The sequence below is a fragment of the Brevibacillus fluminis genome (assembly GCF_052072235.1).
In the GTDB taxonomy this organism is placed as follows: Bacteria; Bacillota; Bacilli; order Brevibacillales; family Brevibacillaceae; genus Brevibacillus_D; species Brevibacillus_D fluminis_A.
In genome coordinates this window covers 5,729,944-5,755,675 of sequence record NZ_CM125436.1, presented here as the reverse complement: position 1 = coordinate 5,755,675, position 25,732 = coordinate 5,729,944, and the positions used below count along the sequence as shown (strand labels likewise).

20 protein-coding genes are annotated in these 25,732 nt (G+C 51.7%); 11 read left to right on the top strand and 9 right to left on the bottom strand.

The window, feature by feature from the left end:
- The first annotated feature begins 4 nt into the window (after positions 1-4).
- From ACTID9_RS28000 to ACTID9_RS27985, 4 genes are all read left to right on the top strand, one after another.
- Entirely contained in the window at positions 5-1,975 is a 1,971-nt protein-coding gene (locus ACTID9_RS28000; RefSeq protein ID WP_441068825.1) for a cbb3-type cytochrome c oxidase subunit I, read from the top strand.
- Complete coding sequence (gene cyoC / locus ACTID9_RS27995) at positions 1,975-2,595, top strand: cytochrome o ubiquinol oxidase subunit III (protein ID WP_441068823.1); 621 nt, start codon at positions 1,975-1,977, stop codon at positions 2,593-2,595. The genes ACTID9_RS28000 and cyoC overlap by 1 nt, the downstream gene beginning before the upstream one ends.
- Before the next feature lies 1 nt (position 2,596).
- Positions 2,597-2,917 (top strand): cytochrome o ubiquinol oxidase subunit IV, encoded by a 321-nt coding sequence (gene cyoD, locus ACTID9_RS27990; RefSeq protein WP_441068821.1) that lies wholly within the window; start codon positions 2,597-2,599, stop codon positions 2,915-2,917.
- A gap of 141 nt (positions 2,918-3,058) precedes the next feature.
- Complete coding sequence (locus ACTID9_RS27985) at positions 3,059-3,496, top strand: Rrf2 family transcriptional regulator (protein WP_441068819.1); 438 nt, start codon at positions 3,059-3,061, stop codon at positions 3,494-3,496.
- A gap of 102 nt (positions 3,497-3,598) precedes the next feature.
- Here ACTID9_RS27985 and lplT read toward each other — a convergent pair whose 3' ends face one another.
- From lplT to ACTID9_RS27965, 4 genes are all read right to left on the bottom strand, one after another.
- Positions 3,599-4,813 carry a lysophospholipid transporter LplT gene (gene lplT, locus ACTID9_RS27980; RefSeq protein ID WP_441068817.1) on the bottom strand — a complete coding sequence of 405 codons (1,215 nt, stop codon included), beginning with the start codon at positions 4,811-4,813 and terminating at the stop codon, positions 3,599-3,601.
- The gene (locus tag ACTID9_RS27975; protein WP_441068815.1) at positions 4,810-6,924 is read right to left on the bottom strand and encodes an AMP-binding protein; all 2,115 of its coding nucleotides are present in this window, start codon (positions 6,922-6,924) and stop codon (positions 4,810-4,812) included. The genes lplT and ACTID9_RS27975 overlap by 4 nt, the downstream gene beginning before the upstream one ends.
- A gap of 123 nt (positions 6,925-7,047) precedes the next feature.
- Positions 7,048-7,686, bottom strand: a complete 639-nt coding sequence (locus ACTID9_RS27970; protein WP_441068813.1) for a response regulator — start codon at positions 7,684-7,686, stop codon at positions 7,048-7,050.
- Between the two features lie 27 nt (positions 7,687-7,713).
- Positions 7,714-9,087: a sensor histidine kinase gene (locus tag ACTID9_RS27965; RefSeq protein WP_441068811.1), complete on the bottom strand. Its 1,374-nt coding sequence runs from the start codon at positions 9,085-9,087 to the stop codon at positions 7,714-7,716.
- 154 nt (positions 9,088-9,241) lie between these two features.
- On the opposite strand from ACTID9_RS27965, the gene ACTID9_RS27960 reads away from it, so the two are divergent.
- Positions 9,242-10,867: a formate--tetrahydrofolate ligase gene (locus ACTID9_RS27960; RefSeq protein ID WP_441068809.1), complete on the top strand. Its 1,626-nt coding sequence runs from the start codon at positions 9,242-9,244 to the stop codon at positions 10,865-10,867.
- A gap of 411 nt (positions 10,868-11,278) precedes the next feature.
- On the opposite strand, the gene ACTID9_RS27955 is transcribed toward ACTID9_RS27960, so the two are convergent.
- The 4 genes from ACTID9_RS27955 to ACTID9_RS27940 form a co-directional block, all read right to left on the bottom strand.
- Positions 11,279-12,655: an IS110 family transposase gene (locus tag ACTID9_RS27955; protein WP_441068807.1), complete on the bottom strand. Its 1,377-nt coding sequence runs from the start codon at positions 12,653-12,655 to the stop codon at positions 11,279-11,281.
- A 221-nt stretch (positions 12,656-12,876) separates the two neighbouring features.
- Complete coding sequence (locus ACTID9_RS27950; RefSeq protein ID WP_441068805.1) at positions 12,877-13,938, bottom strand: stalk domain-containing protein; 1,062 nt, start codon at positions 13,936-13,938, stop codon at positions 12,877-12,879.
- A gap of 73 nt (positions 13,939-14,011) precedes the next feature.
- Positions 14,012-14,743 carry an anti-sigma factor domain-containing protein gene (locus tag ACTID9_RS27945; protein WP_441068803.1) on the bottom strand — a complete coding sequence of 244 codons (732 nt, stop codon included), beginning with the start codon at positions 14,741-14,743 and terminating at the stop codon, positions 14,012-14,014.
- A gap of 15 nt (positions 14,744-14,758) precedes the next feature.
- On the bottom strand, positions 14,759-15,313 hold the full coding sequence (locus ACTID9_RS27940) for a sigma-70 family RNA polymerase sigma factor (protein WP_441068801.1): 555 nt from the start codon (positions 15,311-15,313) through the stop codon (positions 14,759-14,761).
- A gap of 169 nt (positions 15,314-15,482) precedes the next feature.
- On the opposite strand from ACTID9_RS27940, the gene ACTID9_RS27935 reads away from it, so the two are divergent.
- A complete protein-coding gene (locus tag ACTID9_RS27935; RefSeq protein ID WP_441068799.1) occupies positions 15,483-17,027 on the top strand; it encodes a hypothetical protein in 1,545 nt (514 codons plus the stop codon).
- A gap of 92 nt (positions 17,028-17,119) precedes the next feature.
- Complete coding sequence (locus ACTID9_RS27930; RefSeq protein WP_441068797.1) at positions 17,120-17,938, top strand: purine-nucleoside phosphorylase; 819 nt, start codon at positions 17,120-17,122, stop codon at positions 17,936-17,938.
- Positions 17,939-17,996: 58 nt separating this feature from the next.
- On the opposite strand, the gene ACTID9_RS27925 is transcribed toward ACTID9_RS27930, so the two are convergent.
- Positions 17,997-19,400: an amino acid permease gene (locus tag ACTID9_RS27925; protein ID WP_441068795.1), complete on the bottom strand. Its 1,404-nt coding sequence runs from the start codon at positions 19,398-19,400 to the stop codon at positions 17,997-17,999.
- Positions 19,401-19,712: 312 nt separating this feature from the next.
- Between ACTID9_RS27925 and ACTID9_RS27920 the strand changes: the two genes are divergently transcribed.
- From ACTID9_RS27920 to ACTID9_RS27905, 4 genes are all read left to right on the top strand, one after another.
- Positions 19,713-21,611 carry an OPT family oligopeptide transporter gene (locus tag ACTID9_RS27920; protein ID WP_441068793.1) on the top strand — a complete coding sequence of 633 codons (1,899 nt, stop codon included), beginning with the start codon at positions 19,713-19,715 and terminating at the stop codon, positions 21,609-21,611.
- Positions 21,608-21,952: a PqqD family protein gene (locus ACTID9_RS27915; RefSeq protein ID WP_441068791.1), complete on the top strand. Its 345-nt coding sequence runs from the start codon at positions 21,608-21,610 to the stop codon at positions 21,950-21,952. Before ACTID9_RS27920 ends, ACTID9_RS27915 begins: the two co-directional genes overlap by 4 nt.
- Before the next feature lie 260 nt (positions 21,953-22,212).
- Positions 22,213-23,868, top strand: coding sequence for a glutamine--tRNA ligase/YqeY domain fusion protein (locus tag ACTID9_RS27910; RefSeq protein ID WP_441068789.1), 1,656 nt, complete (start codon positions 22,213-22,215; stop codon positions 23,866-23,868).
- A 198-nt stretch (positions 23,869-24,066) separates the two neighbouring features.
- Positions 24,067-25,713, top strand: coding sequence for an ABC transporter substrate-binding protein (locus tag ACTID9_RS27905; RefSeq protein ID WP_441068787.1), 1,647 nt, complete (start codon positions 24,067-24,069; stop codon positions 25,711-25,713).
- The last annotated feature ends 19 nt before the right edge of the window (positions 25,714-25,732 follow it).

Below are 25,732 nucleotides of genomic sequence, written 5' to 3'. Positions count from 1 at the left end.
CCAAGTGTGGGAGAATATTAAAGAGTTTGCCTCGACGTTCTTTGTAACAGGCGATCCACTGATCTACGGTGCGGATGTTTCCATCGGTCTCACTGTGGTAGCAATCGTTTTCGTTCTCACCAAGTTTAAAAAATGGGGTTGGCTGTGGCGCGAATGGCTGACTACCGTTGACCATAAGCGGATCGGGATCATGTACTTGATCGCCTCGCTTTTGATGCTGTTCCGCGGTGGGGTTGACGCCCTGCTGATGCGTGCGCAGTTGGCATTCCCGAATGTAGAATTTCTGCATTCCGAGCACTATAACGCAATTTTCACCACACACGGAACGATCATGATCTTGTTCATGGCGATGCCGATGATGTTTGCCTTGTTCAATATGGTCGTTCCGCTTCAACTCGGTGCGCGCGACGTTGCGTATCCGTTTTTGAATGCTGTCAGCTTCTGGATGTTTATGCTTGGCGCAATGCTGTTCAACCTGTCGTTCGTTATCGGGGGCTCCCCGGATGCCGGCTGGTTGTCGTATCCGCCGCTGTCAGAAAATGATTTCAGTCCGGGACCGGGTCAAAACTTCTGGATCTGGGGGATTCAGATTTCCGGTATCGGTAGTTTGGCTACGGGGATCAACTTCATCGTAACCATTCTGAAAATGCGTGCCCCTGGCATGAAATTGATGAAAATGCCATTGTTTAGCTGGTCTGTTTTGTCCAGCTGCGTCATGATCATCTTCGCTTTCCCGATTTTGACTGTGACGTTGGCTTTGCTGTTCCTCGACCGTTTTGCCGGCGCTCACTTCTTTACAATGGGCGGCGGAGGAAATCCGATGATGTACCTCAACCTGATCTGGATGTGGGGTCACCCGGAAGTATATATCGTCGTTGTGCCAGCCTTCGGTATTTTCTCTGAAGTCGTGGCTACGTTCTCGAAGAAAACGATTTTCGGTTACAAATCAATGGTCTTCGCCCTGATGGGTATCGCCATTTTCTCCTTCTTTACCTGGGCCCACCACTTCTTCACGATGGGTACAGACGCGAGCGTTATCGTATTCTTTGCGATCTCGACGATGCTGATTGCAATCCCGACCGGGGTGAAAATCTTCAACTGGCTGTTTACGATGTTCCGTGGACGCATATCCTTTAAACAGCCAATGCTGTGGACGATTGCCTTCATCCCTTGCTTCCTCGTAGGGGGAGCGACGGGTGTCATGCTGGCGGTTGCTCCGGCAGACTATCAGTACCACAACAGCTACTTCCTGATTGCCCACTTCCACCAAGTTTTGATCGGTGGGGTTGTGTTCGGTTACCTGGCCGGTATTTACTACTGGTGGCCAAAACTGTTCGGCTTCAAGCTGGATGAGAAATTGGGTCAATGGGGCTTCTGGTTCTGGAATATCGGTTTCTATGTGTGCTTCATGCCGCAATACGCACTTGGCTTCATGGGTATGACTCGTCGTTACTATACGTACGGCTGGGACCGCGGTTGGGCTGACCTCAACCTGATCTCCACAGTCGGCGCATTCTTGATGGGTGCGGGCTTTATCTTCCAGGTATGGCAGATCGCGTACAGCATCAAACATGGCGAGCGCGATACAACAGGCGACCCATGGAATGGTCGCACGCTGGAATGGTCGATTCCTTCTCCAGCACCGTTTTACAACTTTGCCGTCGTTCCTGAAGTGAAGGATGCCGATGATTGGTGGCTGACGAAACAAGAGATGGCAAATGGTACGTACAAGAAAAAACCTGTGCATCTGGAACCAATCCATATGCCGAAAAACTCGGGAATTCCGTTTATCATGTCTTGCTTCTTCTTCCTGGTCGGATTTGGCTTTACGTTTGGTTGGGTATGGATGGCCGTGATTGGATTTATCGGCGTGGCCCTGTCGATGTGGGCGCGTTCCTTCCAATACGATACGGATTATTACGTACCGGTGGATGAAGTGCGGAGCACGGAAGCTTCACTGGGGAGGGTTATATAATGCAACAAGTGGCAAAACATCATGACCATGGTCACGGGCACGACCACGACCATGGCCATGAGGATCATGAACAGCTTAAGGTACTTGGTTTTTGGATCTTTGTCGTAACCGACTGCATTCTGTTCGGCAGCTTGTTTGCCACCTATGCGGTGCTGATGCACAACTACGCAGGTGGACCGACCGGCAAGGAACTGTTTGAATTGCCGGGTGTTATCGCCGAAACCTTTATCCTGTTGACGAGCAGCTTCACCAGCGGTTTGGCTGTGCTGGCAATGAACAAAGGAAATGTGAAACAGCTGATCGGCTGGCTGGTTGTCACAGCGGTGTTGGGCTTGTCCTTCGTCGGTTTGGAGGTAACAGAGTTCGTCAACATGGTGCACGAGGGTGCAACCATCGCGACCAGCGGCTTCTTGTCCGCGTTCTTTACGCTTGTTGGTACGCACGGTCTTCACGTGTCGGTCGGTTTGTTCTGGATGGTGGCGCTGATGATTCAGCTCGGCCGCCGCGGTATCACGCCGGTTACACGCCGCAAAGTGACCAACTTGAGCTTGTACTGGCACTTCCTCGACGTCGTGTGGATTTTCCTCTTCACCGTCGTCTACTTGATGGGGGTGATGTAGGATGACGCAACATGAAAACCATGGAGATCACCACAATCACGGGTCGCTCAAGTCGTATGTAATCGGGTTTGTTCTCTCGATCGTGCTGACGATTATCCCGCTGGTGCTGGTCATGAACCAAATGCTCGACAAAACGGCTACCGTGATCACGATCATGGTCATGGCGGTTCTGCAATTCGTTATCCAGTTGTTCTTCTTCATGCATGTTCGCGAAGGTGAAAAACCGCGCTACAATGTGCAAACGCTGATCCTGGGGCTTGTGATCGTATTTACGATCATCGCGGGTTCGATCTGGATTATGGCGTTCAACAACTTGAAGTAAAAGAAGGCAAATTCATCGATCGAGGCAGGGCACAAGCGAGTGTCTTGCCTCTTTTTTACGTACAATCGTCTGGAAACAGCGTGTACCTTGACTTTGTGACCGCGCTGTAACTATAATGGTTGCATCGAAGGGATGAAGCGTATGAAAATCAGTAGCCGTTTTACCGTAGGTGTGCACATTTTGTCGTTGCTTGCGACTTCAGCGGGCGGCCCCTGCACGTCGGAATGGATTGCGGGCAGCGTCAATACCAATCCGGTCATTATCCGGAGACTGACAGGGCAATTGAAAAAAGCTGGTTTGGTGAATGTACGTCCGGGCACGGGAGGCGCTTATCTCGTAAAGGACGCTTCCGCTATTACCCTGCTCGATGTGTATCGTGCGGTGGAAGTGGTGGAGGAAGGGCAACTGTTTCATTTTCATGAAGAGCCGAATCCGGAGTGTTTGGTTGGGGCGAATATTCAAGCGGTGCTGCGGCTGATATTGCTGCGCGCACAGTCAGCGATGGAGCAGATATTGGCTGATGTCACGCTGGAGGAATTGGTCACCACCATAATCGAAAATAAATCCACTCGTTCGTAAACCCGCTGATTGAGCGGGGTTTGCTTCGTCCAACAAGGAAAAAGGGGCGTCTCCAAGTCGAAAAAACGACTTTTGAGACAGCCCCTTTTTTGCATGCATTCACTATTTCCCCTCCACATGATAACGACGCTGCGAAGGGATGTTGACGAAAAAGCGAAGGTAAATCAGGAACAGCAAGAGTACGATGCCTTGCGCAACGATCGCACCCGTAACAGAGACGCCAAGGTAGACGATGATGTAATAAATGCCGGAGCCGACAACCATCAGCAAGTTTTCGATGAAATTTTGCACGGCGATCGTTTTCCCGGAACCGACCATTTCTTTGCCTTCTTCCTGCAGGACGGTGTTCATCGGTACGATAAACGCGCCGCCTGTAAAACCGATCATCAGCAGGAACAAAATCGCGACAGGCGTGATATGGAACCACGGGAACAAGACGATCAGGAAAAACAAGCCGAATCCATACGAAAGGGAACGGGTGAAACGGTTGAGTGGAATCAGCTTGGGCGCGAGAAACGCACCGTTGACAATCCCGATCGAGGTTGTGGCAAAAATCAGCGAAACGGCAAAGCTTTTCGGGTCAATGGCCAATGAGACGGGAATCCAGGCAAGCGCCGCCACCCGCAATACTGCCGAGCACATCCAGAATGAGCCGGTACCGATCAGCGACAGCTTGGTTTCCGGTTTGCGCATCAACAGGTTTACGTCTGCAAAAAATCGCCGCGCTTCCTTGCCGTAACGGATCGCTTCATTTCCGTGCATCCGTGGAATGAAAAAGGTCATGAGCAACGACGCGCAATACAGCGCCAGGCAAATCAATGATGATAAGGTAGGCGATGTCATGGAAGCGATGGTTCCACCGCCTCCGATCCCTGCCAAAATCGCGATGATCGTATAGGCTTCAATGCGGGCATTGGCTTGGAACAAGGCGGATTCATTGTCCGTCAGCTCAGGCAAGATGCCGTATTTGGCCGGTGAGTACACAACCGCGCCTACGCCCACGGTGAAGTAAGCCAGCATCAAGAACAAAATGTGTGTGTGATCGGTGATCAGCAGCACCACAACCCCGATCCCTTTGATCAAATTCCCGATGATCAGGACGAATGATTTCGGATGTTTGTCGGCAAAAGGTCCGACAAGCGGGGCCAAAAAAAGATAAGGCAAAAAGAATGAAATCGATACGAGTGCAAGCGATGAGGGTGAAAAACCGTTGTCCGTCAGCAAATTGTTGATGACAAACAAGATCATGTTATCGGCAAAGGCGGATAAAAACTGGGTAAAATAAAGGGCTTGCAGCGGTTGTAAACGTGCCTTCATGATTTCACCATTCCTTGTTCGGCGATTTGTTTCAAGGTGACATAGTCGGTTTTTCCACTGCCCAAAAGCGGCAATTTTTCAATCCGTTGGACGGACGCGGGCAGAAGCAGCGGAGAGTATTGCTTCTCTGCCAAAAAGGCACGCAGCTGTTCAAGGCGGACGGTTTCGTCAGAGGTATAGAGCAGCACTCTTTCGCCTTTCCGTGAATCGGTGACGGTGACCGCCGCAAAATCGGAGTGACCGTAGCATTGTGCCGCCAGCTCTTCCACCAGATTGAGGGAGACCATTTCGCCGCCGATTTTGGCAAAACGTTTGATCCTCGATTTGATCGTGAGGTAGCCATCCGCATCCATCTCCACCAAATCCCCCGTTTTGTACCATTCCGGAGCAGGCTGGAATCCGGAGCCGTGAATCAGATACCCTTTCATCACATTCGCTCCTTTTACAAGCAGCTGGCCACCTGTAGCGATTCCTTCCACCGCTTCTAGCTTGCTTTCAATGCCCGGCAAGAGACGGCCTACGGTTCCCGACTTGTTGGCCAAAGGTGTGTTAAGCGACAAGATCGGAGACGTCTCGGTTGCCCCATAGCCTTCAAAAATGCGGATACCGAACTTATCCATCCACATCTGCCGTACATCGGCTTTCAGTTTTTCAGCGCCAGCGAAAACATAGCGCAATGAGTAAAAGTTATACGGATGTGCATATCTTCCGTAGCCGGCCAGGAATGTCGATGTGCCAAACAACATGGTGATATTCTGATCGTAACACAATTCTGAAATCACTTTGTAGTGCAGCGGGCTCGGATACAGAAAGACAGGGAATCCGGCGATGACTGGCAGCAGCGTGCCCGCCGTCAAACCAAAGCTGTGAAACATCGGCAGCGCATTGAAAATGTTATCCTTTGACGTCAGGTCGATAACGCTTCTAACTTGCTGAATGTTGGCAAACAGGTTGGCGTGTGTCAGGATGACACCCTTCGGTTTGCTCTCGCTGCCGGAAGTGAACAAGATCAGCTCGTTGACAGCGGCTTCCGCCTTCTTCCCGCTTGCCACCTGAACGAGCGCGGTGAGTTTATCTGCTGCGGTAGCAGAATTTTTGATGTCTTCCAGGTATAAAAAGGTCACTTGTCCCCGCATACCTTCAATCAAGTGCTCAAGTTTGCCTTTTTCGATGAACTGGCGGGACGTCAGGACCGTATCGATGCCCGCTGTTTCACAGCAATCGAGCAAGGAGCGAATCCCGAGTGAAAAGTTCAGAATCGCTGGTGTCGTTCCGTTGCGGAACAGGGAAAACAGCGTGACGACATGGCCGATGGCATTTGGCAGCAGCACCCCGACGGTTTGCTTTCCGTCCAGCGCCTTTTTCAACTTGTTTCCGAGCAGATGGCTGCCGATAATCAGCGTCCGGTAGGTGATGCTGCTGGCGGTATCTTTGGCGATCTGCGTCTTGCGTCCGTTGAGGCGGGCAGCCTCCAGCATCTCGTTGAAAAGATTGACGTGTTCCTTGTTTCGCGCCAAGAAAAGCTCATGCTGCATCGTTGTGAGGATTTTGTCGCTGGCAGCAGCTTTTTGCTCGCGAATGGAAAGCTCTTCTTGCCTGTGCAAAACAAAGGGCGTTCCGACGGACAACGTGACGCGCGGAAACCAGGAGAGGCGCAGCTTGCCTTTCAAATACGAGAAAATCGAGCGTTCCAGTCCTTGGATGATGATCGGGTATACCGTCGCACCTGTGCGCAGCGCCAAATATCCGACGCCGCTGTACATTTTCATCAGACCGCCCGTCGTGGTAATCCGGCCTTCCGGGAAAATGACCAGCGACTCGCCATTTTTGATCACCCGGATCATTTGGCGAATCGAGTATGGGTTGAGCGGATCGACGGCCAGATGTTTTCGGAAGCGGAGAAAGAACGAAAACTTCTTGGCGATCTCTGTATTGGCGACAAAGGTTGTCTGTTTGGGGAGAGAAAAGGCGAGAAGGATGGCGTCAAGCAGAGAGACATGGTTCGGGATGATGATCGACGGCTTGGAAAAGTCGATTTTGTGCAAGCCAGTCAGGCGGGGGCGGAACCAGGCTGTCAGGATCAACTTGATGAGTGCGTGTATAAGAAACATGAAACAACACACCTTTCCGAATGCGAGTATTGCCTTCATTCTACGGCGTGGGGGGAATAAAAAAAGTACCAACATTCATTGGTACCTGATGCTAATACGAGCCTGCAGCGTTCGGAAATGGCGCTAGAACAGCTTTTTTTGCTTGGCCTTGGCGGCAGCTTCCTTGCTCGTCTTGGCGCCCATTTTTTTCAGGATGCGGTTGATATGGTTTTTGATGGTCCGCTTTGTGATGAACAGCGTTTTTTCGATTTCTGACTGGGTCTGTCCCTTATGGATCAGCTGCAAGATGTCGCGTTCGGCCGGTGAAAGCAGCTTTTTGCTCTCTTCCTGCTTCAGACGCAAAAATTCATTGCGCAATGCGGCGGCGGCAGTCGGATGAATGGCGGATTGACGGTTGTACGCCGCACGAATCGCGTCGGGAATTTCCTTGAAGTCGGTCTTGCTGATATAGTTGACTGCGCCGGCCGCGAATGACTCGACCATGACGTCTTCCGCAGTCAATGAGGTGAGCATGATGATGCGGCAGTCGGGCTGCAGTTCAGTCAGTTCAAGCGCCGTTTCAATCCCGTCCAGATTGTTTTCCGTCAGGTTGATATCCATCAGGACGACATCGGGTCTGTGCTCGGTAAAAACTGCGACGGCTTCCTCTTTGGTCGAGGCTGTTCCTGCTACGGTCATGTCGGTTTCTTTGTTGATATACGAGGTCAGGCCCTCGCGCCAGGTGTCGTCGTCTTCGACGAGCAGCACGTGAATGCGCGTCATGTCAGTTTCCCCTCCTTTTCTGATCGTTTAGTTGGTCACCAATCGTTTACGGGGAAAATAGAGATAAATGGTCGTGCCTTCGCCATGGAAGCTGTAAATTTCCAGGGTGCCCTGGTGTTTTTGCATGACGTTGAAGCAGTAGGATAAACCCAGACCAAAGTTTTGCCCGGTTTTTTTGGTTGAGAAGAACGGGTCCATGACATGGGGCAGATTTTCCTTGGAGATGCCTACCCCGGTGTCTGTAACCGAAATGACCAAATGTTTTTTGGATAAATAGAATCTGAGAATCAGCGTGCCTCCGGCTTCTTTCATCGCTTCAAAGGCATTCATGCACAGGTTGGTCAAAATTTCTCGCAGCTGCACGGGATCGCCGCGCATCGACAGGCCCGCGTCGAGATCGGTCTCAAGGGCTACCGCGTATTTTTCCGCATACGGTTTCAGGTTGCGAAGAACTTCGTCGATCAGTTCGGCCGGGCGAATTACCTCTTCTTTAATCGTGATTTCCTGCAGCTGCCCTTGAATCCGGTTCATCATGTCCAGTATATGCTGGGAAGACTGGATGAGGATATCGATATCTTTTTTCAAGTCCGGCTGATTCGTCTCGATGGCATACGATTGAATGCGGTCGGCGAACAGGGTGATCTTTCCGATTTCGTTTTTGATCGTATGATTGACGATTTGGGCGCCGGATGTCAACGCGCGCAGCGTGCTGTTCAACCGGCGCCTCTCCACCCGGAACTTTACGCCGAGAAAGCCGTATTTGACACTGATAAACAAAATGAGAAGAAACTGAATCCCGACGATCAGGATGTTGTAGCGCCAGGCTTCGTACTGATTTTGCGTCCGCATGATGTAGATGGTCGTGAACACGAACATCAGGGGGACGATGACCAAAATGTTGGTGAACAGGCGGCTCCGGCGCAGCTGCGGGTCTTTTTCCTTGCGGTACAGCACAATCAGAATGACGCTCGCTGCGAGGAAATACGGCAGCGCCCAGCTGACCATCACCCAGTAATTAAACGAAAGCACCGGGTAAATCGGCGTCGTAGCAAGCACGAAAAGAGGCGGGATCAGGGCGAGATACTGGATCAGCTTTTTCGTTTTGCGTGCGATGAAATCGCCGGAATGAATCGCAAACATAAAGAAAGCATAAGGCAGACCCACCTGGCAAATAAAAGAAGAGAGTCTGCTGACAAACATCAAAGCAGGCTCTACGGCCAGTTGCACATTGGCAAAATGATCGAACAGCGGGTATAACGATTCGTCCACAACCGCTGAAAAAAAGCCGCAGCCGCCGATAAAGGCTGTGGCGCTGGCCCAGCGGATGGAGGTTTGCTTCGGGTCGGTGAACAAGACGAGAAAGCCGAGGGTCCAAATGACCAGCCATATGATTACCATCATGTCGGACCCCTCCCAACTAGCGAATATACAAGTATTATAACGCACCGTCCCTGTTCAGGTCTCATCGGATTGACGGGGGCCGAGAAGGGACCAAGGAAAATAGATAAGCATGTGGAAATAGAGTAGTGGAAGATCACGTTTTAAGGAGGCATTCATGAAACCGATCATCGAAATTGCGCAACGAGCAGGGGTTCCGGAAGAGGACCTGGAGCTGTACGGAAAATACAAGGCGAAGCTGGCTCCTGAATTGTGGGACAAAGTCAAGCATCGCCCGAACGGAAAGCTGATTTTGGTAACGGCGATGAATCCGAATCCGGCAGGAGCGGGGAAAACGCTCACGACCATCGGGCTGTCGCAAGCTCTCAATGTGATTGGCAAAAAAGCGATTGCTGCACTTCGCGAACCGTCTCTCGGCCCATGCCTCGGCATGAAAGGCGGAGCGACAGGGAGCGGCAATGCGGAGTTGCTTCCCGCTGATGATATCAACCTGCATTTTACCGGCGACATCCATGCGATCACGACCGCGCATAACCTGCTGGCAGCGATGATCGATAACCATATCCATCACGGCAATGCACGCGGGCTCAACCCGAAAAAGATCGTGTGGAAACGGGCGATGGACATGAATGATCGGGCTTTGCGCACGATTGTCATAGGGCTTGGAGATGGGAACGGGACGACGCGGGAAGACGGCTTCATGATCACGACCGCTTCCGAAATTATGGCGATCCTGTGCTTGAGCGAGAATATGGATGACCTGCGCGAGCGGCTCAACCGGATCATCATCGGCTACGATTTCGTCGATCAGCCTGTCACCGCAAAGGAAATGAATGCGGTGGAAGCAATGTGCGTTTTGCTCAAGGATGCCTTGAAGCCGAATCTGGTGCAGACGACGGAGGGCACTCCGGTCATCGTCCACGGTGGGCCGTTTGCCAACATCGCACACGGCTGCAGCAGCGTCATCGGCACCAAGCTCGCCTTGAAGCTGGGCGATTATGTCGTGACGGAAGCGGGATTCGGCGCTGACCTTGGAGCGGAGAAGTTTTTTAACATCAAGTGCAGGAAAGCGGGTTTGACGCCATCGGCGGCTGTGGTCGTCATCACCGTCCGCGCCTTGAAATACAACGCGGGCATCGCCATTGCCGATCTGCAAGCTGAAAATCAGGCGGCGCTGGAAACAGGATTCGCCAATGTGCTGCGCCATGTGGAAAATTTGCGCGGATTCGGGATACCGGCAGTCGTGGCGATCAACCGGTTTGCCACTGATTTGCCGTCAGAGCTGGATGCGGTCATCGCCATGTGTCAGCACAACGGCATCGAGGTAGCGGTTTCCAATGTTTGGGCAGAAGGGGGAAAAGGCGGCAGGGAGCTGGCGGAAAAAGTGGTTCGCGCGGCAGAATCGAACGCAGACACCTTCCGTCTCCTCTACGAAGACTCCCTATCCGTAAAGGAAAAAATCGAAACGATCGTCAAAAACATCTATCGCGGCTCATCGGTCGTCTATACCGCGGCTGCGGTGAAAACGCTGAAGCGCATTGAAGAGATGGGCTTGTCCCATTTGCCTGTATGTATGGCGAAAACGCCGTATTCGTTTACCGATCAGGCAGATCGGCTGGGCGCGCCCACCGATTTCGAGATTCACGTCAGCGAGATCCGCGTATCGGCGGGAGCCGGGTTTATCGTCGCATTGACGGGAAGCATCATGACGATGCCGGGCTTGCCGAAAAAGCCAGCCGCAGAAACGCTCCGCTTGGAGACAAGTGCGGAAGCCATCAAATAAATAAAAAAAGCCCCTGTTGTGCGGGAAGAGTTGGTTTGACGCTGGTCAAAGCCTATCCTCGCACAACGGGGTTTTTGTTATCGTGTAAGCGTACTATGTCAAATACTTTTTTACTCCGTTTGGGTATAGCAAATACACCTAACGTATTGTTTGTAAAAAAATTACAATCAGCAACTGACAAGGAAGCTGTATGGTATTTGTCAGCCCTTCTTGACACTAAGATGGGTGTAGCCCTCGCTTACAAACCTGCATGGATGCATTCTGGCACGAGTACGGGTTCTTTTCCAACGTACAATTCGCATTTACAGGACGAGGGGGATAAGGCTTATCACCGAGGTCTATGCCTCCAGAATTTGATTCGATCTCCCCTTGGTCCAAGAGGGACTGGCAAATACATTTGTTTTTTTGATGTTAAGAAGCCGTTAAGTGATTCGCTATGCTATGGTATTTCAGTTTCTTGTTCATCTCATCTGCATATTGCTTCTGAACGTTTTGGGACAAAAATGGTTTTTTGTCACGTAGCATGGCAAAGGCGATCTTGAGGAACTTGTTACCCATCGCAATGTGAATCTTTCGTGCGTGCTTTCCTTTTTCCTTCAGTCGTTCGTAGAAGGGGCGAAGGTCAGTGTTGTGTAATGACAAGCTTTTTCCTGCCGTATACACAACAAACCGAAGGTGATCATTTCCTTGTTTGGAGATGGATCCGTAATACCCTTTCCCTCCACCAGATTGGATGACAACAGGATTTGTCCCTGCCTTTTTTATGATCTGATGAGGGTTCTCGTACTGAGAAACATCGCCCATTTCGGCATATGCTTCTGCTGCCGTTACAACGGCGATTCCAGGGATGGAAAGCAGCAGTTTTCCATCGGTTTGAAGCAGGACTGATTCAATTTCACATTCAAGGCGACAGATCTTTTGGTCGTATCGTTCTAAATCCTCCAGCTTCATGGAGAGGAGAAGCAACTCAGCGGCCAGTTCCTCCTTAGGGCGTGACAACGCTTGATTTGCGGCATGAAGCAGCTTTTGGATGGTGGAGGAACGAATTTTAAGATTGTGCTTCCGTGAGCTTTCCCGAATTCCCTGTTCCCCTAACGCCAACACCATAGACGGATGAGGGGAGTATTTCATGAAAAAGAGCGAGGATTTGCCCCACATATCACTGAAGATTTTCGTCTTGATTGGCTTGTGGTGGTCATCGGGGGAGAAGCCTTGAAATTCCCTCCAAATGACGTCCATAATCCCCCTGATTTCCATTCGCAAGGAGGAGCGTTTGCGTACTTCTGACCTTCTTGCCCGCGTAAGGGTAAGAAGCTCACGGTACTTCCCCTCTGGAAGTTTTGTTTCCGTTGCTTTGTTGCCTACAATGGCATGAGCAATGGCGACTAAGTCGAGATCGTCGGTTTTGCACCAATTCAAGGCGCTTGCACGTTCTTCTTTTGTCGTATAGGGGTTGATGATTTGAACGTCATACCCGTGCTGACCAAGAATTCGAACGATGTCCTCATAATAATGTCCTGTCGCTTCGATGCCGAGGAAAATGCGAACCGCGTTGCAATCCTTTTCGGCCTGCTTGATTCTGTCACATAGCGATTGAATCCCGTCCCTATTGACGGAGAAGAAAAAGGGTTTTACAATGATGTCGCCGAAATAATTGCATATGAGGGCCTTTTGGTGGAGCTTTGCGGCGTCAATTGCGACGATGAGCACCTGCTCCAGGTTGACACCTCTAAGATGTTGACTGAACTTGTTCCCTTTACGCCCTTGAATATGTGAGGATTTCCCCATGCGACTCCAACCTCCTATTGTGGTGATAGGTGTGTTTGATTGAAGTTCCCTGTCAGGTACTTCTTTCTTTCGTAGTCGCTGGGGATTTTCCTTTTGTTTAAGGACATTATTTCATACACCAGAATTTATAAGTGCATGCGCTTATAAATTCTGGAGCGGAAGAAAAACTTCCACAGATCGAAGGATCTGCTTCTTGAAAGGACTTCTGAAAGAAGTTTTTCTTATTTTACAGTGATTGTGCCTGTCATGAACGTATGCGGTTTGCAGTAGATTTGATAAACGCCCGGCTTGGAAAAGGTGACAGAGTATGAGTTTCCTTTGCTGATCGGGCCGCTGTCGAAGGAGCCATCCTTGGCGGTCACGGTATGGTTGACATCGTCCGAATTCGTGAAAGTAACCGTTGAACCGGCCTCCACGGTGATTTCCCCCGGCATGAACATGTAGGAATGGATAGCAACGGTATACGTTTTCGCCGCTTGCGCAGGAGCGGGCTGATCCGTTGGAGTCACCATCGTTTGGAAATGGACAACCTGCTTCACTTCAGGGACGATTGGCTTATGGTCATTGCCGACCAACTGGACGGTCAGCGTATGGTTTCCTGGCTGCACGTTATCGAATACAGCCGGTTCTCCCGAGATCATTTTGTAGGCTACCTTTGGATCTTTGGGGTCTGTGTCAAGCCATACGTGGATGTGGCCTTGCCCGGCTGCGGCCTGCATGTGCTGACGGAAGTCAACGAGTTGATGATGGAAGGCAGCGATGCCTACCTTGATTTGAGTGGTATGCAGGACGTCGCCTTCTTTTGGCGAGAGAATGCGGAAGGAGGCGGCATTGTCCGTTTTCACCGCTGCAGTCCGAGTCGCCGCTTGATAGGTTACCCCCATGCCGAGATATTCGCCGAGGAAGCGCAGCGGTATGTAGGGAACCCCGTTCATCATCGTGGCCGACACATCCGTCGAAACCGGAACGCCATTGATCGTGGCGGAATTGCTGTCGATGGGGAACACATAGAGATTGGAGGCCATTTTGAGCGTGATCGTTTTCTTGCCGGCATCGTACTCGTACGTCATCCCCAGGTGGTTCGACATTGCTTCAGCCGGGACGAGCAGGCGGTTTTTGACCAGCACGGGCTGTGCAGTGAAATGGACTTCCTTCCCGGCGACAAGCACTTTTACGGGAACCGTTGAGGCGGCTGCTGCGGGATGCGCTTCGCTCATCGCCCCCAACCCCAGCATCCCTGTGACGATTGCGCCGGAAAGAAGCAGAGACATCATTTTTTTCATGGTTCATTCCTCCTCTTGAGCGTTTGTTACTCAAGATAACGATGGAAAACCGGAAGCGGTTTGATCGATCAGGCTACGTTCCCAAAACTTTTTTTCCGCGCGGTTTGGTACCCGCCGCATCAGGCTCCAGTGTAATGCCGATCGCTTCAAATGCCACTTGGTCTTTTCCCATCTCGTACGTCATGAAGCCATTCCCGTTTTCATCGACGCGGAAAACACCTGCGCTTTTGCGTTTGCCTTCATGGATCAGCCAAACCTGATACGCTTCCGGTCCATCGGTGCACGTCAGCCCTTGCACCTGAAAGACAAGTTTTTTTACTTCTCCCTGCGTGTACAGCCATGCTTTTCCTTGGGCTTGCGGCGGCGTGTCCGCTGTCGGCTTGAGCGCGTATTCCTGCAAGACCTGTGACGGGAGCAGCGATTGCTGCTGCAGCTGGGCAAGCTCGTGGCGAAGACTCATGTTATGGGCGAAGGTGATGATCAGAAAAAGCCCCAGTGCTGCGCTCATCCAGTGCGGATTGAAAGAGAAGGCATGCGCCAGCCGTTTTTTCCAGGATTTTTGTGCGGGGGGATCAGCGGGGAAGATGGAACTCATGACTTCCTGCTTCAAATCAGCTGGAACAGCGACTTCTTCCATATGGTACGGTATCAATTCCCATGCCTCCTGTAGCTCTTTTGCTTCTTGCCGGCAAGCGAAACAAGCGGTCAGGTGGGACTCGACATGTTTTTTCTCTTGATCCGTAAGCTGACCGGCGATATAGGAAACCAGCTCATCAGCTGATAAACAGGTACCGGGTATTCTCATGGGTCATCCCTCCATTTACAGTACGAGATGATGGCGTAAAATTTTCAGTGTTTGATGCAAGCGGCTTTTGATGGTGCCAATCGGTTCGTTTCGCATCTTGGCGATTTCGCTCAACGAATAGCCCTCCCAGTATAAATGCTGGATGAGTTCGATTTGGCTTGTGGAAAGAAAGCGGTATGCTTTTTCCACTTGCTCGCGGATCAGCTTGCGGGAGGTGACCTCTGCAGGATCGTTTGCGGGATGATCGGTAATGGCTTCCCATCGCTCCGGCTCGAGCGGAATGACGTTGTGGTAACGCTTTTCCGCGCGCAGATGATCAATGGTGATATGCCGGGTAATCGTTAAAAGCCAGTTGACGAACTGCCCTTTTTCAGGGTCGTAGCCTTTTTCCGTTGTCCATAACCGTGTAAATACCGCCTGTACGACGGCCTTAGCCTGCTGCTCGTCGCGCGTCGCTTTCAGTGCGAAGGAGTAGACCAATTTGATGTGGCGGTCATACAGCTCCTCTAGTGCTGCCCGCTGTTTTTGCATGACCAGCCGCATGATGTCAGCGTCGCTCAATGTCTTCATGAGACAGCTCCCACCTCTTTTTCCTGATCGCTTCTATTCTCCCTAAGGTAACGTGCAAAAGTCCAGATCGGTTTGACTGTTTTGCACATTGTTTCGGCGTTTCTCTGATATTCCTCTGACGTTTCCCGTTTAGTCTACTAGGTAAAGAACATGCGAGGAGAGGAACGCGATGACAAACATTTTCGATCTTGACCGGTTGTGTGCAATCGACAAAGAAGCTGCATGGAAAGAGGCGTATGAGGAGGAACTGCACAAGCTGGATGAAAGCTTCCGGTTGGTGACGCTGCTGGAATATGAGGCGATCACCCGCAATCAGGAGGATGCCCGTTTGGAGGAGTTGCAGAAGCAGCATTTTGCCCTTTTTAGCGATCCGCGGTTCGCCCAGGTGCTCGGCAAATGGGAGCAACTGCTTGCGGATGGTACGTGGAAACGAAGGCTCAAAGTGCTGCAAAACGCTGCGCGCGAGAAGGAGATCGAGAATCACCCGACGGTAGCAGCGTTGAAAAACAAGCTGCAAACGCACCTGACCAATCAGAAGTTTACCCATCAGGGAGAATCGTACCCGTTTTCGTCGGTGCAGTCGCATTTGATGGCGAATGCAGACCGCGACCTGCGCAAAGCGCTATTTGATCAGGTGAATCACGCAGCCGTCGAGATGGAAGAGGAGTTCCGGGCGCTGATCAAGGCGCGCAACGAGCTGGCGCGGCAAAAAGGCTATCCGACCTATCACCGCTACCTGTTTGAGGGAATTATGCAGCTCGATTTCGAACTGTACCGAGCGGAAGGTTTTCAGATGATGGAGGCGACAAGGGCGATTTCCCGGGAATGGTCACAGCGCTTCCAGGAAAAGTGGGGCTACGCGGGTACGCAATACTACGACGCGTTTTACGCTGCTTTGAACTTTTTGGAGATTCCCCGTTCGCTATTTCCGCAGGATCGGATCAAAGAGGCGCTTCATTTCACCTGCCGCCATTTTGGGCTCGAGCCGGAGCGGATGCCGCTGCAAATCGAGCTGCTTGACATCCCGTTTGGCGGGATGATGAACGCGATCGCGACGGATGACCTGCGCATCGTCTTGAAAAAGCAGGATGGCTTTTCCCGGTATGGCGTGGCGCTGCATGAGCTGGGCCATGCGCTGTACGAATTTTTCTCGGCGCAGCAACCGCCGGAGCTGTTCCGGTTTAAAAACATTATCGGACATGAGGCGATGGCAGAGATCGTGATGACGATCGCTTCGCAGAAGGAATGGCTGCGGGATTTTCTTGGCATGGAAGAAGCGGTGTTGGCACAGACTGCTGAGGCCGAGCATCTTTTTTCACTTACATTGACCAAATTCTATTTCTATCAAAGCATGGTAGAGCACGTCTTGTATGAGAATCCCGATGGCGATCTCCAGGCAATGGCGGACCGGATGTTCCAGGAGATCTTTGGCGGGGACAGCGTGGGCTTGCACCCTGCTGCGGAAATGATGTTTCTTGCATATCCGGTATATGTACAAGATTACATCTACGCGGATGGCGTGCGGGATATGATTCGCGAGCATTTTGCCATCTCCGGCCTGTATGGGCAGGCGGAAGTTTTTGCGGCGATCAGGAATGTATTTATGGAACCGTCCGAGGCGCAGACGTGGCAGGAGAAAGTGGAGAAGCTGTGCGGAAAACGTTTTTCGCTGCAAGCGTTCGCGCAATTTCTCGCAAAAGAAAAGTCGTTTTGATCGGCGGGCAGGTCCTCTACCTTGTCAAAGTGTGCAATGACTGGTATTTTCATTGAAAGACAGTAATTGCACAGCGATGAAGGAGGAGAACCATGCATACGTTTGAACATATCGAGGAAGCACGTGACTATATTTTGCAGCAAACCGACTACCGTCCGACCATCGGGCTGATCCTGGGCTCGGGTCTTGGCGGTCTGGCTGGAGAAATCGAAGAGGCGGTCGTGATTCCGTACGGCAGCATCCCTCATTTTGCCCAATCGACAGTGGAATCCCACGCAGGCCAGCTGGTGATCGGCAAGCTGGAGGGAAAAGTTGTCGTGGCGATGCAAGGCCGCTTCCACTACTACGAGGGGCATTCCCCAGCGGCTGTCACCTTCCCGGTGCGCGTGATGAAGGCGATCGGCGTGCATGATCTGATCATCACCAACGCGTGCGGCGCTATCAATGAAAGCTTCCAGCCAGGCGATTTGATGGTAATTTCCGACCATATCAACATGATGGGCATCAATCCGCTGATCGGACCGAATGATGAGCGGCTGGGCGTGCGTTTCCCGGATATGTCCGCCGCTTATCACCCTGAACTGCGTGCGCTCGCACGGAAAGTTGCGGACAAGCAGCAAATCGACATTCAGGAAGGCGTGTACGTATCGTGGAGCGGTCCGGCATTCGAAACACCAGCGGAAATTCGGATGATGCGGATTGTCGGCGGCGATGCGGTCGGCATGTCGACCGTGCCGGAAGTAATCGTAGCGAACCATGCAGGACTGCGCGTGCTGGCCATCTCCTGCATTTGCAACATGGCTGCAGGAATCTTGCCGCAGCCGATCACGGCGGATGAAGTGTTTGAGGCGGCAGGCAACGCCCGCAACAAGTTTGCCGCGCTCTTGAAAGGCATTTTGCAAGAAGTGTAATTGAAAAAGAAAGCCCACTGATCGGAGCAATCCTTGATCAGTGGGCTTTTTTCATCGTTTAAGCAGCGTTATGGTTTCCAGGCGGTACCTGCTTTTTCATCCGCAGATTGTAGAAGAGATAGCAGAACAGCATGAACGGAATGCCGAGGTACAGCGCGATCCGTTGGTCAGGATCAAACGCCAAGCTGACCAGAACGGTGATGTTCAAAATCAAGGCGATCAGCGGCAAAATCGGGTAAAGCGGTGTAACGAACTTGAGGTCGGCCACTTTTCCGCCTTTGGCCAAATATTGCTTGCGGAACGCGAGCTGGGATGCCGAGATGGAAATCCAGCCGACTTGTGCGCCCAGACCTGCGATCGACAAGAGCCACATGAATACGGTATCTTCCGCGATGACGCCGGAAATGAGCGAGAGAAGCGCGATTGCGAACGTCAGCAGAAGCGCATTCATCGGAATGCCTTTTTTATTGACCATGCCCAGCTTCGGACTGGTCATGCCGTTTTTGGACAAGGAGTACAGCATCCGCGTAGCGGCATAAAGACCGGAGTTTGCTACCGACAAGAGCGCTGTCAGCACGACGAAGTTCATGATGTCAGCTGCATAAGGGATACCGATCTGATCAAAGACAACGACAAACGGGCTTTCGATAACGCCTGCCTGTTCGGTTGGAATCAAACCGGACAGGACGAAGATGGCAAGAACGAAAAAGACCAATGTGCGCCAAACGGTCGTACGGATCGATTTTGGAATGGTTTTTTCCGGCTCTTTGCTCTCGCCAGCCGCAATCCCGATCAACTCGGTTCCCTGGAAGGAGAAGTTAACGGTGATCATGGTAAGAAGGAGCCCGGTAATGCCATGAGGCAAAATCGACGCATTCATAAAATTGCTTAGCATCGGAGCCGGTTGTCCGCCTTTCAGGTGAATCAGGCCGAACATCGCACAGCCGCCCAAGATGATAAACAGGATGATTGTCAAAACTTTGATGCTGGAGAACCAGAATTCAGTCTCACCAAAAGCGCGTGCGGACAATGCATTTAACAGGAAAAGCACAATCCCGAAAATCAGGCACCAGAGCCACACGGGGGAGTTAGGGAACCAGCGCTGCATCGTCAATCCTGACGAGAGCAGTTCCAAGGCAACAGTGACAGCCCAACCAAACCAGTAGATCCAGCCGACGGTAAATCCGGCAGCAGGGTTGATGAACTTCGTGGTGTAGGTTTGAAACGAACCGGAAACAGGCATCGCAACGGAAAGCTCGCCCAAGCAGAGCATGGTTAAATACATGATGAAACCGCCAACCAGATAGGAAATGATCGCGCCAATAGGGCCTGCCTGACCGATCGTATATCCGGAACCGAGGAAAAGACCGGTACCAATAACTCCACCCAGGGAAATCATGAACAGGTGTCTGCTGCTCATGGAACGTTTCAACTCGTGACTTTGATTGTTCAACGCTGTCATGAAACCTCTCCTTTTAATCATTTTCTTTTTCGTTGCAGAGTTTGATGCTTTAATGAATGCGTTTTCAGCGTTTAGTATTGCAGTTTTTGTGCCAAGTCATTTTAACAAATTAAATGCGGGAAAAGCGAAAAAATTTTGTACAAAAGTGCAAAGAAACTTTCCTTCGGTGCAAAGAAACTGTGCAAAGAACCACGGCGCATAAATTACGGTAATTTTTTTGCAGTGGCTGGTTTGTCTTGATCAAAGAGACAAATAATAACTTCCGTGTGCATCGTTACTAGGAACGAGACAAGCATGGGGAGGTAGCCAGTGATGAAAAACGATTCTGCACAAAAATCAACGTTTGTGCCTTATGTACCTGCATCCAAATCGCTCCCGGAGCTAACGGCGGTGGCGATTGTTTTGGGCATTGTGCTGGCGGTCGTTTTTGGAGCGGCCAATGCCTATTTGGGCTTGAAGATCGGCATGACCGTCAGCGCATCGATCCCCGCTGCGGTGATCTCGATGGCCTTGTTGCGCGGGGTATTCCGGCGCCAATCGATTTTGGAGAACAACATCGTCCAGACGATGACGACGGCAGGCGAGGCCGTTGCTGCCGGTGCGATCTTCACGATTCCGGCGCTGTTCCTTTGGAACCTGACCCCGAGTCAGTCTGTCCTGGCGTTTATTGTCCTGACGGGCGGTTTCCTCGGGGTATTGATGATGGTGCCGCTGCGCCGCTTGCTCATCGTCAATGAGCACCATACGCTGCCCTATCCGGAAGGGACGGCATGTGCGGAGGTGCTGATCTCCGGCGAGACAGGCGGCGTGAGCGCGCGCCTCGTCTTTGGCGGGTTTATCGTCGGAGGAATTTTCAAGGCGCTTGGGGACGGCTTCCTCTTGTTCAAGACGGAAATCGAAACCAATGTGGCCCGGTTTAAAAATGCGGTCATCGGGATGGACACCTATCCCGCTTTGCTGGGTGTCGGCTATATCGTCGGTCCGTCCATCGCCGGGCAAATGATTGCGGGCGGGTTATTGGCATGGCTTGTCTTTATTCCCATGATCAGTTTTTTCGGCATGGCGGGAACGACGCCCATTTTGCCTGCGAGCGATCCGATCAGCAAAATGGACGCCTGGGGCGTCTGGGGCTCATACATCCGCTATATCGGCGCGGGCGCCGTCGCAACCAGCGGGTTAATCACGCTGGCGCGGACATTGCCGATGCTGGGGCGCTCGCTGCGCGATACGTTGCAAGGCATTCAGCGCGGCGGGCAAAACGGCGGGGGAATTGCCGAGCGCACGCAGCATGACATTTCCTCCAAGTGGCTGTTCGGAGGCATCGTGGTCTTGTTGCTGGTCATCGCGTTTGCGCCGTTTACGAACGTAGGCATCTTGGGGGCCATTTTTATCGTCATTTTTGGTTTCTTGTTCGTGACCGTGGCATCGCGCATCGTCGGTGTGGTCGGCAGCTCGTCCTCCCCGGTTTCCGGAATGACGATCGCGACGCTTTTGATCGTCACCTTTGTCTTTCAGATGGCTGGTTATACCGGGCAGGACGGCATGGTGGCCGCATTGACGGTCGGGGCGATCATTTGCACGGCGCTGGCCGTGGCGGGGGACATTTCCCAGGACCTTAAAACCGGGTATCTCGTGGGCGGGACGCCGTGGAAGCAGCAGCTGGCGATGTTGATCGGGGTGGCTGTTTCCGGGCTGGTGATCGGGTTCATTCTCGCGGTGCTGCATGCTACATACGGAATGGGCTCTGAGGCGTTGCCCGCACCGAAAGCGGTGCTGATGAAGGTCATTGTGGAAGGGATCATGGCGCACAATCTTCCGTGGGACTTGATCATGATCGGTGCCGCGACTTCCATCGCGCTCGAATTCATGGGCTTGCAGTCGCTCACGATCGCGGTCGGCATCTATTTGCCGATCCATGTAAGCACCCCGATCATTGTCGGCGGGTTCGTGCGCTGGCTGATCGAGGCGTTCACCAAGGATGAAGGGTTGAAAAAGAGCCGGGTGGAAACAGGCACCCTCTTTGCATCGGGTTTGATCGCCGGCGAGTCTTTGCTGGGCGTGATCATCGCGATCATGATTTGGCTCAAGGTGGCGATGCCTGAGCATGTCCTGTTTGCAAACGGGCTGGTCTCGCTCGTCCTCTTCCTCATCGTTACGCTTGTGCTGTGGTGGGTATCGCTGCGGGCGAAGCCATCGGAGGGGCGGTCATGAGAAAGCGGCATAATTTGCTTGCCATGTCACCGGTTTTGACGGCAACGGTGCGACTTGACCGCTCGGAGGATGCCTCCATTCTGCTTGTCGAGCGAAAAAGCTGGCTCGAGCGACTGTCCGTCCGGTTTCTCAAGCAGCCCGCCCACTTCCGCATCCGCCTGGATGATTTGGGGACACAGGTGCTTTCGCAATGCACGGGGAAACAGACGGTCCAGGAAATCGCCGACGAGCTGGGGACGCGGTTCGGCGAAGCGGCAGAGCCTGTTTTGCCCCGTCTGGTCATGTTTTTGCAGATCGTGGAAGAACACGGCTGGATTCGCTGGGAAAAAGAAAAACGGTAAAGGATGGCCGGTCAGCCTGTCGGATTTGATAGGTGCACCGGCTGTTTTTTTGCGGAAATGAAGGTATTTTCCGTTCTATTGTGCCGATTTCGTAGATTTTGGGAATCGGACGGATGGCAGTTCTCTTTTTGGGCATACAGTTGATAAGGGAAAGATAATGTTTATCCGCTGATTAAGTTGAACTCGTGCCGATGAATCAGTATTATTTATAAGAAGAAGTTCGTGTACGATGATTTTTTGCGAATGAAAGGTTGAGCGAAATGGAAAAGACGATTCCATCGAATTTTATCAAAAACATCGTGATTGATGATCTGGAGTCAGGTCGCGTCAATCAGGTTGTCACCCGTTTCCCCCCAGAGCCGAACGGTTATTTGCACATTGGCCACGCCAAATCCATCTGCCTCAATTTTGAGCTGGCGGATGAATTCAAAGGGAAGACCAATCTGCGCTTTGACGATACCAATCCGTTGAAAGAAGACGTGGAGTATGTAGAATCCATCAAGGAAGATGTCAAGTGGCTCGGCTTCGACTGGGACAACTTGTTTTTTGCTTCCGATTACTTTGAAGAAATGTATGAACGGGCTGTGCTATTGATTAAAAAGGGCAAAGCATTCGTTTGCGACCTCTCCGCCGAGGAAATGCGCCAACTGCGCGGAAGTCTGACCGAGCCGGGCAAAGAAAGCCCGTATCGCAATCGGTCGGTGGAAGAGAATCTTGACATGTTCACCCGCATGCGCAATGGCGAGTTCAAAGACGGTGAAAAGGTTCTGCGCGCCAAGATCGATATGAGTTCGCCAAACATTAACCTGCGCGATCCGGTGCTGTACCGTATCTCGCATGCGACCCACCACAACACCGGCGACAAATGGTGCATTTACCCGATGTACGATTTCGCCCATCCGATTGAGGATGCAATCGAGGGTGTTACGCACTCCATCTGTACGATGGAATTCGAGGATCACCGCCCGCTTTACGACTGGGTGATCCAGGAGTGCGAAATGCCGCACGTGCCGCACCAATATGAGTTTGCGCGTCTGAATGTGACCAATACGGTCATGAGCAAGCGCAAATTGAAGCAGCTGGTTGATGAGCAATATGTGGACGGCTGGGATGATCCGCGCATGCCAACCATTTCCGGTCTGCGCCGCAGAGGATTTACACCGGAATCGATCCGCGCTTTTTGCCGTGAGATCGGCGTCGCCCGCAATTACAGCGTGGTCGATGAGAAAATGCTGGAGCATTTCATCCGCGAAGATTTGAAATTAAAAGCGCCGCGGACAATGGGCGTGCTGCGTCCGCTGAAAGTCGTCATCACCAACTATCCGGAAGGGCAAGTAGAATGGCTCGATGCGGAGATCAACTCCGAAAATCCGGAGATGGGCGTACGACAAATTCCGTTTTCCCGCGAGATTTACATCGAGCAAGACGACTTTATGGAAAACCCGCCGAGCAAATATTTCCGCTTGTTCCCAGGCAATGAAGTGCGCCTGAAACATGCCTATTTCATCAAATGCAATGACGTTGTGAAAGATGAAGCGGGCAATGTGGTCGAGCTGCATTGCACCTATGATGTGGAAACCAAGAGCGGAAGCGGCTTTACCGGCCGCAAAGTGAAGGGGACGATCCACTGGGTAGATGCGACCCATGCGTTACCTGCGGAATTCCGCCTGTATGAGCCGTTGATCATGGACCACCAAGCGGAAGAAGGCGAGTCTTTCCTCGATCACGTCAATCCGAATTCCCTGGAGATCGTGAACGGATTCGTGGAGCCAAACATGAAAAATGCGAAAGCCCATGACAAGTTCCAGTTTTTCCGTCACGGTTACTTTAACGTCGATCCGAAAAACACGACCGCAGAGAAGCTTGTGTTCAATCTGATTGTATCCTTGAAAAGCTCGTTCGAGCTGCCGAAATAAATCTGCTTCGCCAAAAACCGCTGATGCCGGATGTGCATCGGCGGTTTTTTTGTTGGACAAAAACTTTTATTTTTCAGACAAAAGCACATTGTTGATTTTTTCTGAGTATTTACACTTGCTGTTTTTGTCTGTTATAATCCGAATATCTTAAGTATCAAATAATGAACCATTGTATCACTATTTGATACACATAGAAAAATGGGGGGAGTAAATGTGAGAAAAAGGTTTGGCTTACCAAAAGTTTTGTCATCCGTTGCCGTACTGTCGATGCTTGCTTTGGCAGGATGCGGCGGTGGACAATCGGCGCCAGCGCCTGATGCTGGCTCTGCGGCTCAATCCAACCAGCAAGCTGCACAACCAAGCGGGCAGCCAAAAGATGGCGGTATTTTGACACTCGCGCTTTCCGCGAATGCGAAAACGCTTGATCCGATCAAGTACACCGCTGTTTACGAATCAAATGTGATGCGCAATATTGCGGACACGCTTGTTGTGTACAACCAAGATTTGTCCAAACTCGAACCGTCTCTGGCAACGGAGTGGAACGTTTCTGACGACATGAAGGTGTATACCTTCAAGCTGAGAGACAACGTATACTTCCAGCCCGGCAAATTCCAGGACGGCCGCAAAATGACGGCGGAAGATGTGAAGTACAGCCTGGAGCGCTCCGCACAGCATTCGGCGATGAACCGTCTGCGCGGTGTCGAAAAAGTGGAAGTAACGGGGCCGAATGAAGTGGCAGTACACCTTACTGCGCCAAACGCTGCAGTCCTCGCTGCATTGACTGACGTAGGTAACGTGATCGTTCCGAAAGAGGAAGTGGAAGGCTGGGGCGATGATTTCGGCAAGCATTTGGTCGGTACCGGTCCTTTCCAATTGGAAAGCTGGGCAAATGATGGCGACGTGAAAGTAAAGCGCTTCGACAAATACTGGGGCGAAAAGCCGCACTTGGACGGCATCACCTTCAAGTTCATCACCGACGGAAACATGATGACAAACGCGCTGCGTTCCGGCGACATCGATATTGCAACCGACATCAAAGGCCAAAACCGCGCGATCGTGCAAAAGGATGACAAGCTGTCCTTGCTCACTACGCCAGGACTTTCGATTTCGTTCCTGGGCATGAACATGAAAGAAGGCCCGACGAAAGACGTGAAAGTGCGCGAAGCGATGGCGATGGGCACAGACGTGCAAGGCTTGATCAAAGCGGTTTACCAATGGGGCGGAGCAGAGCCTTCCATGCTGCCGTTGCCAAAAGGCTCCTGGGGCTATGATGCTTCCGCAGAAGCAAACGTACCGAAGTATGATCCGGCCAAAGCGAAACAGCTGTTGACGGAAGCAGGCTATCCAAACGGATTCAATACCGAGATTTATGTAGCGCAATCCCGCGTGCCGGAAGCAACGATTTTTGCGACACAAATGAAAGAACATTTGGGCATTAATGTGGAGATCAAAACGGTTGAATGGGGTACTTTCAGCGACATCGTCTCCAAAGGAAAAGCGCCGTTGTACATCGCTGGTTGGACCTGGTATCCGGACCCTGACTTCTTCCTCTTCCAAATGTTCCACAGCAAGCAAATCGGCGCGCTCGGAAACGGCTACGGCTTCAACAATCCAAAAGTCGATGAGCTTTTGGATCGCGCAACAAGCGAAACAACCGATGAAGCAAAACGAAAAGAACTGTATTCCCAAGCGTTGAAACTGATCGTTGACGAAAGACCTCGCATCGAGCTTGGTCTGATCGAAATCGTTGCAGGGACTCAAAAACATGTACAAGGCTTCAATGTGAAGGCCGACAACTCCATTGTCATCGCTGGTAATGGCGTAAACGTCTGGTTGGACAAGTAAGTATTAGCCCTCTGAAGAT

What these genes read in the sequence shown, in the direction of transcription:
- ACTID9_RS27965 (WP_441068811.1), bottom strand. Translation starts at nt 9,087, where the DNA reads ATGATGGTAATCATATGGCTGGTCATTTGGACCCTCGGCTTTCTCGTC.
- ACTID9_RS27920 (WP_441068793.1), top strand. Translation starts at nt 19,713, where the DNA reads ATGAAAAACGATTCTGCACAAAAATCAACGTTTGTGCCTTATGTACCT.
- ACTID9_RS27915 (WP_441068791.1), top strand. Translation starts at nt 21,608, where the DNA reads ATGAGAAAGCGGCATAATTTGCTTGCCATGTCACCGGTTTTGACGGCA.
- ACTID9_RS27975 (WP_441068815.1), bottom strand. Translation starts at nt 6,924, where the DNA reads ATGTTTCTTATACACGCACTCATCAAGTTGATCCTGACAGCCTGGTTC.
- ACTID9_RS27985 (WP_441068819.1), top strand. Translation starts at nt 3,059, where the DNA reads ATGAAAATCAGTAGCCGTTTTACCGTAGGTGTGCACATTTTGTCGTTG.
- lplT (WP_441068817.1), bottom strand. Translation starts at nt 4,813, where the DNA reads ATGAAGGCACGTTTACAACCGCTGCAAGCCCTTTATTTTACCCAGTTT.
- ACTID9_RS27930 (WP_441068797.1), top strand. Translation starts at nt 17,120, where the DNA reads ATGCATACGTTTGAACATATCGAGGAAGCACGTGACTATATTTTGCAG.
- ACTID9_RS27905 (WP_441068787.1), top strand. Translation starts at nt 24,067, where the DNA reads ATGGGGGGAGTAAATGTGAGAAAAAGGTTTGGCTTACCAAAAGTTTTG.
- ACTID9_RS27955 (WP_441068807.1), bottom strand. Translation starts at nt 12,655, where the DNA reads ATGGGGAAATCCTCACATATTCAAGGGCGTAAAGGGAACAAGTTCAGT.
- ACTID9_RS27950 (WP_441068805.1), bottom strand. Translation starts at nt 13,938, where the DNA reads ATGAAAAAAATGATGTCTCTGCTTCTTTCCGGCGCAATCGTCACAGGG.
- ACTID9_RS27925 (WP_441068795.1), bottom strand. Translation starts at nt 19,400, where the DNA reads ATGACAGCGTTGAACAATCAAAGTCACGAGTTGAAACGTTCCATGAGC.
- cyoD (WP_441068821.1), top strand. Translation starts at nt 2,597, where the DNA reads ATGACGCAACATGAAAACCATGGAGATCACCACAATCACGGGTCGCTC.
- ACTID9_RS27960 (WP_441068809.1), top strand. Translation starts at nt 9,242, where the DNA reads ATGAAACCGATCATCGAAATTGCGCAACGAGCAGGGGTTCCGGAAGAG.
- ACTID9_RS27945 (WP_441068803.1), bottom strand. Translation starts at nt 14,743, where the DNA reads ATGAGAATACCCGGTACCTGTTTATCAGCTGATGAGCTGGTTTCCTAT.
- ACTID9_RS27935 (WP_441068799.1), top strand. Translation starts at nt 15,483, where the DNA reads ATGACAAACATTTTCGATCTTGACCGGTTGTGTGCAATCGACAAAGAA.
- ACTID9_RS27910 (WP_441068789.1), top strand. Translation starts at nt 22,213, where the DNA reads ATGGAAAAGACGATTCCATCGAATTTTATCAAAAACATCGTGATTGAT.
- ACTID9_RS27940 (WP_441068801.1), bottom strand. Translation starts at nt 15,313, where the DNA reads ATGAAGACATTGAGCGACGCTGACATCATGCGGCTGGTCATGCAAAAA.
- cyoC (WP_441068823.1), top strand. Translation starts at nt 1,975, where the DNA reads ATGCAACAAGTGGCAAAACATCATGACCATGGTCACGGGCACGACCAC.
- ACTID9_RS27970 (WP_441068813.1), bottom strand. Translation starts at nt 7,686, where the DNA reads ATGACGCGCATTCACGTGCTGCTCGTCGAAGACGACGACACCTGGCGC.